Consider the following 13,702-nt stretch of genomic DNA (forward strand, 5'->3'; position numbering starts at 1 on the left):
ATGAAAGAACAGGTTAATGTTGATAAAAATTCTTTTAACAAAAAAATTAAGGCTTCCGGATTGACAATTTTAATCCTTTTAATGCTATTTTCTTCTTCTCCGGCGGCGGGCAGTACAGGCACGGAATACGAACTTGTTGCTAACACTACAAGTGACGCTGAGGGAAACTATCTGCTTTCCGGTATTCCCAATGGAAACTATACTCTTGTTGCTATTTCCAGTGAGGACAAATGGCGTCGTGCCGATGAACAGATCCAGGTTCAGGGGGCAGATCTTTCTGTAAACCTCGATACTTCAAGCAGGGATATTGATGAAACCGAATCCCAGGCAATTCTTGACCTGAAGGGCAGTGGAGTTCCCCTGGAAGGAGCCTCTTCAATCCGCGGGCTCACCCGACAAAAACAGATGGGAGGAGACCCTATTTCTCTGGGGTTCACAGAAGTTCTTCTGCTGAGAGAGCAGGTAAAGGAAACTCCTGTAGACTCAAGCCCCGGTCAGCAACTTGATATTGCTATTGTTACCGGGTACCGGAGCCATGAACTTCCCCTCAAAAACCTGATGGAGGAGATCAACGGCAACAGCAGCCTGAACCTTTCCCTTAGCTGTTTTATGGCTGATTATGTTATGGAAAACGATGTTGACCTGAGCGGTATGGATATCATCTACATCAACATGCTCAGCCCTTCAACTGCCCGGAAGCTTACACCCACAGTAGACAGCGCAATTTCTAACGGGTGTGTGGTTATCGACGACGATACCCTGCTGAACGAGAGCATCCCTCTTCCTGCAGACCTGATAGAGAGCTACAGGGAAAAACTCAACAATTACTGGCTCAACGGGGCTTACGACCAGAGTAACCTGAAAAATCTTTTATTCTGCATAGCCAGTGACTGCTGCGGCAGAACTGACCTCCTGTACGAGGACCCACACACACTTCCTGAAAGGGCTATCTACCATACAAACATGACAGGTTACTTCACCGATTCCCTTGATACATACCTCACCTGGTACTCTAACAGGAGTGACGGAGGACATGTTTACGATCCGGCAAAGCCCACGGTTGCTATTACCATGTACCAGAGTTATTTCCCCTTCCAGATTGAGCCCATTGACGCTCTGATTTCGGAACTGGAAGCCAGAGAATACAATGTTATTGCTACTTACGGGTCTGATAACCTTTCCTCGGGAGATTTCTTCAAGCAGGGTGACGAGGTACTTGTAGACGCTATCATCTCTTTTACGTACTTTGGAAACAAGTTTGATGCCGAGGGGCTTGATGTGCCTGTAATCAACGGCATAGTTAACAATTACATGAACAGGACCGGGTATGAAGCTAGCAGCAGGCCGCTTCCCGCGGATAAAATGATGAAACTCGATTTGCAGGAACTTTGGGGAGCTATTGACCCGGTAATAATGGCTGCCACTGAAATAGATCCCGAAACCGGGACCGAGACTTCGGTTTCTATAGACTACCAGGTAGACTGGCTCATTGACCGGGTTGAAAGCTGGGTAAACCTTGGGGAAATTCCTGACTCCGACAAGAAAGTTGCTATCATTTATTATAACCACGGAGGAGGAAAGGACAACATAGGGGCTTCTTACCTCGATGTCGTCCCAAGTTTGTCAAGCCTGCTTGATGCTATGGCTGCCGGAGGATATGCCATTAATGAAAACCAGTCCCTGAATGAAACCGAGCTACTTAATCTGATGCTTACCCAGGGCATCAATATAGGTACCTGGGCTCCCGGAGAACTCGAGAAGATGGTTGCTACAGGCAAGGTAGTTCTCGTCCCTGAAAGCACATATGAAGTATGGTTCTCTGAACTTCCTGAAGAGAAACAGCAGGAGGTTATTGAACAGTGGGGCCCTGCTCCTGGAGAGATCATGGTCTGGGAAAACGAGAGTGGAAGATATCTTGTAATCCCCAGAATTGAGGTAGGGGATAACGTGCTTCTGGCTCCTCAGCCTTCGAGAGGCTGGCTTGATGACAGTGAAGCCCTTTATCACGATTCTGAACTTCCTCCTCACCACCAGTACATTGCGTTCTATCTCTGGCTCCAGCACTCCGAAGAAGAAGGCGGATTTGGTAGTGATGCCCTTGTGCATTTCGGCAGGCACGGGACTCAGGAATGGCTTCCCGGAAAAGAGTTCGGGCTTTCGAGATATGACTGGCCTTCCCTGATGATCGGGGACTTACCTGTTATTTATCCTTACGTTATGGACGGGCTTGGGGAAGGAAATGAGGCAAAACGCAGAGGAGGAGCAGTAATAGTCGACCATCTTGTCCCTCCGATTGTTTCTGCGGGAAGCTATGGGGATTATGCAAACCTGAGCGAAGCTATCCACAACTATGGGCAGGCAGAGGCAGATGCTTCCCTTAAAGCTGCTCACAGGTCTGAAGTTTTAAACCTAACCTTATCCCTCTCCCTGGATGAAGAATTCAATATGACAGAGGCGGAAAATAACGAGACTTACTTTAATGCCGTTTTCCTTGAAGGGCTTGAAGAGCTGCTGGATGAATACAAGGGCCAATCAATGCCTTACGGGCTGCATATCCTGGGTACAAGCCCGAAAGGGGAACAGCTTGTGGGTATGGTGAATTCCATGCTAGGGACTGACTTTGCCGATTCTGTTAGTGAATTCAATGAAACCGAAGGTTCCCAGCTCTATCTGCTTGATCTTGTCCTTAACCAGGGAGTCAATTCCACGGAGGCTCAGGTGCAGGTCCTCGGGACAGGCAATGAGACTGTCAGTACCTTCCTCGTCAGTGCAGAAGAATACGCTGCAAACCTGGCTCTCGGGGAAGAGGAAATCCAGCAGGTCCTAAATGCCCTTGAAGGCAGGTTCATCCCCGGAAACCAGGGAGGAGACCCTGTTAGAAACCCTGAAGCACTGCCTTCGGGGAGAAACTTTTATGCTTTTGACCAGAGGATAGTTCCGACGGAAGCCGCCTGGACTCTCGGGCAGGAGATGGCTGACCAGATGCTTGAAGCATATCTCGCCGAGCACGGGAATTACCCGAGAAAAGTGGCTTATGTCCTATGGGCAGGAGAGACTACCAGGCATGAAGGGGTTATGGAAGCAGAGATCCTCTCTCTACTCGGGGTAAAGCCTGTATGGAACAGCGGCAGGGTGGTTGATGTGGAAGCTATCCCTATGGAGACTCTGGGGAGACCCAGGATTGATGTGGTAATCCAGATCTCCGGGCTTTACAGGGATATGTATCCTGACAAGGTGCGCCTGCTGGATAAAGCTGTAAAACTTGCTTATGCCCAGGAGGATTCCCCTAACTATATCCGGGAAAATGCTGATGCTCTGAAGACCTCTTTGATGAGTGAGGGTTCCCTTAATGAAAGTGAGGCACTGGACCTTTCCTTGCTCAGGATTTTCGGGTCTGAGGACGGCGCCTACGGCACAGGGCTTCCGAACGCTGTTTCAGCAAGTGATACCTGGGAGAGCAATGATGCTCTTGCAGATCTTTACATCAACAGGATGTGCAATGCTTACGGAGAAAACGTCTGGGGCGAAAACCTTAAGGACCTTTTCAAAAAGAACCTTGAAGGGGTTGAAGCCACAGTTCACAGCCGGAGCACAAACCTTTACGGGACCCTTGACAACGATGACTTTTTCCAGTATCTGGGAGGGCTGAATCTTGCTGTCAGTTCCGTTTCCGGAGGGGAGTATCCTGATTCATTTATTACGAATATGCTGGCCGGAGGGGATGAGAAAACCGAAACCCTGGAAGAATTCCTCAAAAGGGAAACTTATTCCCGATATTTCAATCCCAGATGGATTGACGGCATGCAGGGAAACGGCTATGCAGGAGCAAGGGAAATGTCGGATTTCGTTGAAAACCTCTGGGGCTGGGAAGCCACAAACCCGGATTTGATCAGCGATGATATGTGGAATAAGGTATACCAGACCTATATGGCAGACCAGGAACTCAGCGACTGGGTAAAGCAGAACAACCCCTACGCATACCAGTCCATGACTGCCCGGATGCTGGAGACCGCCCGCAAGGGGAGCTGGGATGCATCGGATGATGTCCTCAAAAGCCTGGCTGAGGAATATGCAGAGTCCGTGGTTGAAGACGGGGTTACCTGCTGCCACCACACCTGTGGGAATTCTCTCCTCAACAACTACGTATCGGGCCTTGTATCAGTACCCGGTTTTGTCGAAGCGATTGAAGAGGCTACGCAGGAATCTCTTAAGCAGGAAAGGACTGAAGAGCATAGGAGCAGCAATGGGCACCAGACGAGTGTTGCCGAAAAACTTAACCAGACTGCCAAATCAAACACCGAAGAACCGGTCAGCAACCAGACCGTTCAGAATTCTGATGCAGGATATGGTGTGGATTCCCCTGAACCTGCCCCTGAGGTCAGACAATCTGCAGATCCTGACTACGTGGAAGGTTATGAGATGCAGAAAGAAGAATCGTCTGAAGGAGCGGAAAGTGGTGGTATGTCCTTCTCAGGAGCTGATATCATTGGAACTCTCTTTGTGGTAGCAGTGGTGGGTGGAATTTATCTGGGATTCCGGAAAAAGAAAATGTAAATGAAACTTAGAAAAGGGTAATTCCCCTTTTCTTTTTTATTTGAAAAAAGGCTTTATTTTTTGATTTATCGGTTTTAGATACTGTTTTTTTGCGATTTTTCACTTCGTATTTTCTTTCTCTTTTTCTTCAAGGTCTTTCATGTATGGCTTAATGTCCAGTACAGGCGTCCCATTGATGGCATCAAGGCCTTTTACATAGAGCACGTTGCCCTCTACTTTCAAGAGCTCCACAAGGGTAAGACCTATCCCATTGGGCCGGTATGGGCTTCTGCTTGCGAAGACCCCTGACATCTCTCCGTCATAACGGCGGCGGTGTATCAGCTTATAACCTTCCGATTTGCTGAAATAAAAGAGGATATAGAGTTTTTCAAGCTCTTCTACCCTGTAAAGGCCGTCTACCAGATCTTCTCTCAGGACAATTTTTGAAACCTTCTCATAGACCTCTTCTTTATACTCCGGTTTAAAGTAGTCATTTTCCACGTAGCCTATGGGGGTAAACTCAACTTTTTCGGGAGCATTTTCTGAATTTTCACTCATTTTTTGCCTCAAAACAGGAGATGCAGACAATTTCTCCATTTTTAACTCTTCCCAGGGGTTCCATAAATCCTTCTCCGCATTTGCTGCATATGACTGTGGGGTAGATTATGGCTTTCTCCGGGGGCTCAATATTCACTTCACTGACACGGAAAAGTTCCTCTTCCGGCATTTCCAGGATTCTCTGGCTTTTTGCGTTGTGAGATTCTCTAAACTCTTTTTCCTCCTCAGAGCTGGCAGTACCAGCTCTAAGCTTTGCAAAGAGTGCAATATGCTTTTCGTCCTGAGGGAGAGCATCGGGTTTCAGAGAAATCCTCAGGGCTTTGTTATCGCCCCTTTTGAAGTACGTGTAAACATGTTTCCCGTGATCCTTGAAAATAAGGTTCCCTTTCCCACAGGTGCAGCCGTTAATTGCCTGAATCGCATCCACGGCACAGGACCGGTTTTCTACAATTGCGACAAGCTCTTCATCTTTGCTTCGATCTTTGAAGCGTTCAGCAGCAAGTACTGCTACCCTGTAGCCAATGGAGAGCCCAGGGCAAACATGTCCATGAAATTGTACTGCGGTATCGAAATTCAACTTTTTGACTCCTGATTCTTTGTTCCTATTCCATTAAATTTTCATTTAGACTCATACGGAAGTGATTAACTTTGGTTAAATAATTTCATATAATCCAGATACTATTTATAGATTTTTTATTCAATTAATGTTACAAAAATAATTTCTCGTAATAAGAACAGGCTTGTCTTCGAAGCTCAGTTTTAATGAACCTCAACTCAGATTTAGTGAACATCAACTCAGATTTAATGAACCTCAACTCAGATTTAATGAACCTTAACTCAGAATTTTCCAATGTGCCTGGATACTTATGGAAAAATGCAGGTAGAATTTAACCTTTTCCGTTATTAGTGAAGGACGTGATTCAGTTTACTTTATATAGTATAAATAATCAATAATCTGTCCTGTCCAGTATATAAGTGAAAAAAGCCTTAAGAGTAATATCTTACTGTACATACGACTCTTCAAAAATAGTTGTTATAATTGGGAGCCTTTTGCCACCTCTGATAGGCTCCCAATCGCGTGATTCAACCCCTACGACTAAGAGAAAAACCCCTTAACTCTTAATCGTTGACTTCCTCTTTATGTTATAGACGTATATAACCTATACGACTTTGAAATTTGCCTCGCATTAAATTATTTAGCCGTCTCAAAACTCAATTTATTGGACTGAGAGTATGATCTGTACATTCTGTATTTTCTATACTTCAACGTTTTTAATGATCTCTAATATTTGATTCTGCACAAAAAATATATAATTTGGCATTAGTCAGACATTTATTTTAAGCCTTTAGCAGGTTGTTAATAGTTCGGTTCTCAGTATAATTGCATCTACATAATGAGGAAGATATTTATTAAGTAGCTGCATATATAACAAAAACATGAACAGCCAGCTTCTGGAATTGATTTTTCTCTCCGAAAAAAGGAAAAATCTTATTTTATTTTTGAAGGATGGGCCAAAATCAATCTCAGAGATCAAAGAAAGCTTGAACGTAGGTCTGGTGGCAATTCTTCCTCAGTTGAAAAAACTGAGAGAAAGCTCTCTGGTTTTAAAGGCAGGCGACGTTTACAACCTGTCTCCTCTCGGGATAGCGGTAGCTGGCAAAATGCAGCCAATGATTGATGTCCTGAACGTTTTCGGAAGTAAATACGAATATTGGGCGAATCATGCAGTCGAGTCCATACCCGATCCTTTGCGGAAACGGATAGGAGAACTGGCTAACTGCACGTTTTCCGAACCTCCTGACAGGACACGTTTGTTTGAGCCTCACAGGGAATTTGTAGAAAACCTTATGAAATCAAAAAAAATAAATGGCATTGCATCTATTTTTCATCCTCTTTATCCATCTCTTTTCCTTACTTTCGCAAAGGAGGGAGCTGAAATTTCCATCCTTGTAACCCGTCCGGTTTATGAAAGAACAAAAACGGAGTACGGGACCGAGTTAGGTGAGTTCCTTAAACTCGAAAATGCGAGTTTTTACGTCTGTGATGGCAGAATAGAACTCTCCCATGTAGTTACTGACAGGTTTCTGTCTCTTACCCTGCCTTTTTCTGACGGCACTTTTGACCATAAAGAAGATGTCCTGTGCTTCGATCCGGTTGCCCTCCAGTGGGGAGAAGACCTTTTTGCTTACTACAGAAATATCTCTCACAGAATAACCGAAATCTGAACTTCTGTCAGGGCAGGTTACAGAACAGGTGGAAGATAGTTATAAATTGCACTCTCACTATCCTTTATACTATGCAAAAAGTTCAGGAAACCGCAGAAAAAATCCGGACAATGGAAATCCGGGGCGCAGGCAGGATTGCAAAAGCTGCTGCTGAGGCTATAAGGGACTATGCCGCAGGGCTGGACGTAACCTCAATGGAAGAATTCAGTGCCAAAATAAGGGAAGTTTCGGATTTTCTCATAAGTACCCGCCCGACCGCTGTCTCCCTTCCAAATGCCGTAAAACTCGCTTCAAAGTACTCTTCGGGAAATGTGGAGGACGCAAGGCAGGAAATCATTACAAACGCAAACCTCTTTATTGAAAGAGCTGACAGGGCTCTTGGAAAAATTGGGAAAATCGGGTCAAGAAGAATCCGGGACGGGGACGTTATCATGACCCATTGCAACTCCCACGCTGCTCTTTCTATTATCACGACAGCCTTTGAGGACGGAAAAAACATCTCGGTATATTCCACTGAAAGCCGTCCCAGGTGCCAGGGTTTACTGACAATCCAACATCTTAACGATTTCGGAATTCCTACAACCCTGATTGTAGATTCCGCAGTGCGTTACTACATGAAAGACGTGGATAAAGTTATTGTCGGGGCTGACGCCATTGCAGCTAACGGCGCCCTGGTAAATAAGATTGGAACTTCCCAGCTTGCCCTTGCCGCCCATGAAGCCCGGAAAAGTTTCATGGTCGCTGCCGAGACCTTCAAGTTTAGCCCGAGCACTATTGTCGGAAACCCCATAGAGATCGAAGAAAGGGATGCAGAAGAGGTCATAGATCCAGCAGTCCTGAAAGAGCTTTCTCACGTGCAGGTAAAAAATCCGGCTTTTGACTTCACACCTGCCGAATATATCGATATGATCGTAACCGATATAGGAATCATCCCGCCTGCAATGGCATATACTGTTATAAAAGAGCATCTTGGCTGGGAGCTTGGAGAAATTTGAGAAAAGATAAATTTTGGTTTTTATATATTTCTTTTATTTTTATTCCATTTTCCGACACTTCTCCAGTTTCCAGCCACTCTTTCAATGATTTTAATTATCTTTAATAATCCCATCCGTAATCTTTAGCACCCTCGAACATTCTTTTGCTACCTCTGGGTCGTGTGTCACAACAAGAATTGTCTGCCCTTTTTCGCTCAATTCTTTAAAAATCCGCACAATCGAGTCCCTGGTCTTGCTATCCACTTCACCTGTAGGTTCATCAGCCAGGATAACGGCAGGTTTATTCGCAAGTGCCCTGGCAATAGAAACTCTCTGCTGTTCCCCTCCAGATAATTCCGAAGGCTTATGGGAAAGGCGGTCTCCAAGGCCAAGCTCTTCAAGCAGTACCTTTGCTCTTTCTTCCCTTTCTTTCTTCGGCACTCTGGAAAAGCGCAGGGAAAGCTCAACATTTTCAAGCGCAGAAAGGGTTGGGATAAGGTTATAGTGCTGGAAGATAAAACCTATTTTTTCCCTTCTCACGCGAGGAAGCAGTTTTTCAGGCACAGCTGTGAGGTCTATGCCATCAAGAATAACTCTGCCGTCAGTAGCTTTTTCAAGTGTGCCTATAAGGGCGAGAAAAGTGGATTTCCCTGAACCTGAAGGCCCCATTATAGCAAGTAATTCCCCTTTTCTCACGGTTATGCAGGCGCAGCGAAGGGCATGAACAGAAATTTTCCCCTGGGAATAGGTTTTGGAAAGGTTTTCAACCTGCAGTATGATTTTCTGACCTTTATTTTTCCAATCTTGCTTATCAACCTCTTTCCCCGGCTCTTTCAGAAATTTAAACCTTTTTACTTCAGTTACCACTTCAAGCATGCTTCAAAGCCTCCATAGGACTCATTTTTGAAGCCCTGTATGCAGGATAAAGCCCTGAGAGAGCCCCTATTAGCAAGGCAAACAGCATGGCAATTATAAGAAGCCTGGGCGTTATCAGGAAGAGTACAATCCTTGTATTTGCAAGCCAAGCATTCATGATATAAACAGCCCCTGTGCCTACAAGAATTCCAAGGATTCCCCCGAGGAAACCCATAACAGAGGCTTCTCCGAGAGTAAGAAGCAAAATATCCCTGGTCTCGGCTCCAATGGCTTTCAAAATCCCGAATTCCCTTGTCCTTTCGGCAACAGACATGAGCATTGTATTCATCACACAAAGCCCGCCTATGATTGCTGCAAGGAGACCTGAACTGATAGTGATTACGCTAAAAATCATAAAAGATTGCCTTGCCTGCACTTCAAGCTCACCTGGAGAAAGGGTGCTTGTGCCTTTAACGCTGAATTCTATGCGTTTGGAGAGCATTTCAGCATCTACCCGCTCATCAGGCACTGCGAAGATATAGGAAATTGAATCGCCTACACTATAGAGGTCCTGCGCAGTCTCGAGAGGTATAATTACCGCATTGTCAAAAATCGAGCCAGTGTAATCCAGGATTCCTACAACCGTAAAATATTTGTCATGGATCTCAAACTTGCTCCCTATCTGGAGTTTATATTCCCTCTGTATGTTGCTCCCGACAACAACATTGTATGAATCCCCGGGATTGAGGAAACGGCCTGCCTTCAATTCTACGGGATAAAGGGCAACACTGGATTTCTCTGGGGGAACACCCAGGATCTGTTTTCCGGTCATTCCCATTTTGTCCTCATCGAAAGTGGTCATTAAAAGCCCATAAGCGTCTTTTACACCTGCCACCCGGAGTACATCGCTTACTTTATCATCCGTGAGTCCGCCTCCGAAGACTCCGCTTTCGGCAAAAACCCGGATTTTATCGCTTGTCACACTCATGGAACGTTCAAAGGTCTGGTGGAAATTTTCAGACATTGCCCCCATAACGATAACTGCAAATATCCCGAGGGCAATCCCACAAACTGTCAGCCCGCTCCTGACCTTCCTGTTCATTATATTTCGAATAATGAGGTCAAACATGATGATCCTGTGTTTGAATTCTACAGCTTTAAACTTTCATAGCTTTTAAAGTTCTTAAATTCTTAAAATTCTAAGAATTTCCAGAGTTTCTGAGATTTTAAGGGCCCTAAAAATTTCTAAAACTCTCAAGCCTTTTCTCTCTTTTTTAGAGCTTCTTGCTTACTTTTTCCTACTAGAAAGAACTCCAGCACAGAGGATAATTCCCATAGCTGCGAGAAAGCCAGTGCCTGGGGACTCCTCGATAGGGTTTGCTTCGGTGACGGGCTCAAAGACCCTGAGAACCGTTTCATGGCTGTCCAGAATTTCTCCTTCGAGGTTCAGCACATAAATCTTTACATTATAGTCCCCCTTCGGGACTCCCTGCCAGATTATTCCTACAGTATCTTCCTTTCCCGCAGTCAGGATATCTGGAGTCTCTTCAAAAACCTGCACTTCTCCATTCTCAGACGTCAGCACAACCCTTATAAAGCCATCAAAAGGTACCTGGGATCTTCCGATAATAGTGATACTTGCTCCGTATTCATCCACATCGATATCAAGATCAAGAATCTCTACCTTTTCCTGGGCTATGAAATCTGATCTATAGGCTGTGGTAATGTCAGGAGAGTGGGAATGAACTTTCAAAAAAGCAGTATAGTTTTTACCTTTCTCCAGAAGGAAAGGCCAATAACTTGCGTTATAATAGGTGTTTGTAACAGGGATATTTTTCTGTTTTTCAGAGTATATCACATCCGTTCCCGAAAGCAGTTTCAGATCAAGATCTACCACACCGGGTTCAGGTAGCTGTACACTTCCAAAACCTGCAGGATTGGTAAGACTCATCAAAACGGAAGCCTTCTCGGAATCTGCCGAAAAATCCACAAGCTTAAGCTTTGAGAGCGCTGGATTCCGGTAGGAAAATGAGAGTTCTTTTAAGCCCACGCTTTCACTACCATTTTTCACAAAAACCTGTGCCGTATAAGAATCTCTGTCTTCTCTAAAATCCTTCTCAACTCCCCAGAACAGGACTTTCGTAAATTTCCGACCTTTTTCCACGGAACCCAGGAAGAAAGTTTCCGATTTAAGCAGTTTCTTTCCCGAATTCAAAGTAAAAATAAGAGAGGCATTTTCAAGAGGTTTTTCAAACTGGACTGTGACATCCGCAAATTCATTATCTGAGAAAAAATCTGTAATAACGGCATCCATTTGCCTTTTCTCTCCAATGGCTTTCTCACCTGCCGCTGCAAAAGCAGGATTGATCCAGGAGCAGACCATAATCAGAAGTAGAAGCGCGGAAAAAAAGCGGAAAGTAGTTTCTTTTTGTTTAAAAGAACTATTTTTTTCAAGCCGGTTCAAGACCCCAATCCTCCTTCTTTTTAGGAACTTCAGGATAGAAACCTCAGGAAACAGAAACCAGCATTCTGGTCTGTTTTCCATACATGGAACATATCAGAACTTAATTGAGATGTATATCTGAATCTAATTGGAGTGTACGTTAGAAGCTAATTGAAATGTATGTCGGAACCCCTATGTTTAACTTTTCATCTTCCGCAAGCCTTTTCAAAAAAGAGCTTGACCACAAACTTTTTGGAAAAAAGTTTGATCAAAAACAGCGTTTTCGGTCAAGCCTTTTCTTAAAAAGCTTGCAGCTCAACGATTTTGGTCAAGCGACGCCATGTTTGTGCTTGAACCAAAAACTGGGCTGAGCTTTGTCTGAGTCCTGTTTAACCCTTACAATTTTGCTGTGATCCAGGTTCCGCAGGATATGGGAGATTTTTTGGCGGTTTCTCTGTCGAGAATTTGGCCGAGCGTGGCAGGGTTCCGGGCATCCATAACAAGGGCATCGAGTTTACAGCGTTCGATAATTTTTGCGGCTACAGGGTCAACAGGAGATTTGGAGCCTGCCTTCATTTCGATTGACATGACTATGTTTATGAGTTTCTCAGGGGAGATCCGATCATATTTTACTGCCGAAGGATCACAATTGGGGTCTGCGGAATAAACTCCATCAATCGATGTTGCGATTATCAACAAGTCTGCCCGCAGGAACTCCGCAAGAATTGCAGCAACAGCGTCTGTAGTTTGGCCAGGAGTAACCCCGCCCATTACAACTACTTTCCCGGGACGAATAGCCTTTGCAGTTTCAAGATAATTCGTCGGGATTTCCGGAGAGGCATCGGGCCCGAGGGCTGCGGCAAGCAATCGTGCGTTCAGGCGAGTGATTTCAATGCCTATATAGTCGCAGGTTACTTCATCAGCACCAACTGCCCTTGCAGTATCGATATAACTCCGTGCCACTTCTCCTCCCCCGGCTACCACAAGCAGAGTATGTTTTTTGGAGATTTTCCGAAGGACTTCCGCATATTCTAAAAAACTATCAGGATCAAGATTTTTTGCGAGAATTGAACCGCCTAATGAGAGTACTATGAGCATGATGATCTCTACACATTAACAATTCGGATTTTTAAATATATCGCTGTGTATTTTTTCGCTAAGTTACCAAAAATCCCATATAACGAGAAGCCCTAAAAACCCCTAAACCATAAATTCTTGCTTGACCACTTATTGTTTAAGCTCATGGTTCTTTAAAGCAGGTAAATTTTTTTAGTGCAGGTGTTACATGGATCTTACTGATATACTTAGGGCTGTCAAGGAAGGAAAAATGGATCTTGAAACTGCAAAGCAGCAAGCACGCGGTCTTGGTTTTGTTTCCTATACCGATATAGCAAAGCTTGACTCTCACAGGAAAAGCCGGACAGGAGTGATCGAAGCCATCCTGGCTGATTGTAAGAGCCCTGACGATGTTGTGGAGATTGCCAGGGTCATGGTTGCAGAGAGCAAAAGAGCCCTTATTACGCGGGTTTCGCCGCAACATGTTGAAGTCCTAAAGCAAGCTTTTGGCGAGGATAAACTTGAATGGAACAGCAGGGCTCGCACAGTTGTTATCCATGACGGTACGCCTGCCCCCAGAACAGGTGGGATTGTAGGGATTGTTTCAGCAGGCACAGCCGATATCCCGGCTGCGGAAGAAGCCAGGGTTGTAGCCTCGGAAATGGGCTGTGAGACCGTTACGGTTTATGATGTGGGAGTCGCAGGAATCCACAGACTGATCCCGGCACTGCATAAATTGAAAGCTACGAAGCCGGGAGCAATCGTGGTTGCAGCCGGAAGGGAAGGGACGCTTCCCACCATAGTCTCGGGATTGGTTGACGCACCTGTAATCGGGCTTCCGGTTTCGACAGGTTATGGAGCGGGTGGCGGAGGAAAAGCTGCCCTGCTTGCCATGCTCCAGTCCTGTTCCACACTTGCAGTTGTAAATATTGATGCAGGATTTGTTGCGGGAGCGTACGCTGCCAGGATCGCAAATATGATCGCGGCTGCCTACACCCGCGGCAGGGAAGACAGAGTTGAGCAAGAAGGAAAGTAACAGCGGAGTGGACTGAAATGC

The 13,702-nt window shown here is 45.2% G+C and carries 10 protein-coding genes; 4 read left to right on the forward strand and 6 right to left on the reverse strand.

All coding sequences use genetic code 11. The features are described from left to right. Window positions 1-4,554, forward strand: coding sequence for a cobaltochelatase subunit CobN (cobN, locus tag AOB57_RS05080; protein ID WP_048038277.1), 4,554 nt, complete (start codon window positions 1-3; stop codon window positions 4,552-4,554). Between the two features lie 99 nt (window positions 4,555-4,653). On the opposite strand, the gene tsaA is transcribed toward cobN, so the two are convergent. Then, the gene (gene tsaA, locus AOB57_RS05085; protein ID WP_011033548.1) at window positions 4,654-5,091 is read right to left on the reverse strand and encodes a tRNA (N6-threonylcarbamoyladenosine(37)-N6)-methyltransferase TrmO; all 438 of its coding nucleotides are present in this window, start codon (window positions 5,089-5,091) and stop codon (window positions 4,654-4,656) included. Continuing rightward, complete coding sequence (locus tag AOB57_RS05090) at window positions 5,084-5,668, reverse strand: FmdE family protein (protein ID WP_054297892.1); 585 nt, start codon at window positions 5,666-5,668, stop codon at window positions 5,084-5,086. The genes tsaA and AOB57_RS05090 overlap by 8 nt, the downstream gene beginning before the upstream one ends. An 860-nt stretch (window positions 5,669-6,528) precedes the next feature. On the opposite strand from AOB57_RS05090, the gene AOB57_RS05095 reads away from it, so the two are divergent. Both AOB57_RS05095 and AOB57_RS05100 read left to right on the forward strand, forming a co-directional pair. Further along, on the forward strand, window positions 6,529-7,317 hold the full coding sequence (locus AOB57_RS05095; RefSeq protein WP_054297891.1) for a helix-turn-helix transcriptional regulator: 789 nt from the start codon (window positions 6,529-6,531) through the stop codon (window positions 7,315-7,317). Between the two features lie 71 nt (window positions 7,318-7,388). Then, the gene (locus AOB57_RS05100) at window positions 7,389-8,312 is read left to right on the forward strand and encodes a ribose 1,5-bisphosphate isomerase (protein WP_054297890.1); all 924 of its coding nucleotides are present in this window, start codon (window positions 7,389-7,391) and stop codon (window positions 8,310-8,312) included. 90 nt (window positions 8,313-8,402) lie between these two features. Here AOB57_RS05100 and AOB57_RS05105 read toward each other — a convergent pair whose 3' ends face one another. From AOB57_RS05105 to pyrH, 4 genes are all read right to left on the reverse strand, one after another. Next, on the reverse strand, window positions 8,403-9,068 hold the full coding sequence (locus AOB57_RS05105; protein WP_054297913.1) for an ABC transporter ATP-binding protein: 666 nt from the start codon (window positions 9,066-9,068) through the stop codon (window positions 8,403-8,405). 91 nt (window positions 9,069-9,159) lie between these two features. Beyond that, a complete protein-coding gene (locus tag AOB57_RS05110) occupies window positions 9,160-10,275 on the reverse strand; it encodes an ABC transporter permease (protein WP_054297889.1) in 1,116 nt (371 codons plus the stop codon). Between the two features lie 159 nt (window positions 10,276-10,434). After that, window positions 10,435-11,610 (reverse strand): hypothetical protein, encoded by a 1,176-nt coding sequence (locus AOB57_RS05115; protein ID WP_054297912.1) that lies wholly within the window; start codon window positions 11,608-11,610, stop codon window positions 10,435-10,437. A gap of 375 nt (window positions 11,611-11,985) precedes the next feature. After that, window positions 11,986-12,687: a UMP kinase gene (gene pyrH / locus AOB57_RS05120; protein WP_054297887.1), complete on the reverse strand. Its 702-nt coding sequence runs from the start codon at window positions 12,685-12,687 to the stop codon at window positions 11,986-11,988. A 187-nt stretch (window positions 12,688-12,874) separates the two neighbouring features. Here pyrH and larB point away from each other — a divergent pair, with 187 nt between their 5' ends. Next, a complete protein-coding gene (gene larB, locus AOB57_RS05125; RefSeq protein WP_054297886.1) occupies window positions 12,875-13,681 on the forward strand; it encodes a nickel pincer cofactor biosynthesis protein LarB in 807 nt (268 codons plus the stop codon). Window positions 13,682-13,702 lie beyond the last annotated feature (21 nt).

Source organism: Methanosarcina flavescens, from assembly GCF_001304615.2.
Classification (GTDB): Archaea; Halobacteriota; Methanosarcinia; order Methanosarcinales; family Methanosarcinaceae; genus Methanosarcina; species Methanosarcina flavescens.

What these genes read in the sequence shown, in the direction of transcription:
- cobN (WP_048038277.1), top strand. Translation starts at nt 1, where the DNA reads ATGAAAGAACAGGTTAATGTTGATAAAAATTCTTTTAACAAAAAAATT.
- tsaA (WP_011033548.1), bottom strand. Translation starts at nt 5,091, where the DNA reads ATGAGTGAAAATTCAGAAAATGCTCCCGAAAAAGTTGAGTTTACCCCC.
- AOB57_RS05095 (WP_054297891.1), top strand. Translation starts at nt 6,529, where the DNA reads ATGAACAGCCAGCTTCTGGAATTGATTTTTCTCTCCGAAAAAAGGAAA.
- AOB57_RS05100 (WP_054297890.1), top strand. Translation starts at nt 7,389, where the DNA reads ATGCAAAAAGTTCAGGAAACCGCAGAAAAAATCCGGACAATGGAAATC.
- AOB57_RS05110 (WP_054297889.1), bottom strand. Translation starts at nt 10,275, where the DNA reads ATGTTTGACCTCATTATTCGAAATATAATGAACAGGAAGGTCAGGAGC.
- pyrH (WP_054297887.1), bottom strand. Translation starts at nt 12,687, where the DNA reads ATGCTCATAGTACTCTCATTAGGCGGTTCAATTCTCGCAAAAAATCTT.
- larB (WP_054297886.1), top strand. Translation starts at nt 12,875, where the DNA reads ATGGATCTTACTGATATACTTAGGGCTGTCAAGGAAGGAAAAATGGAT.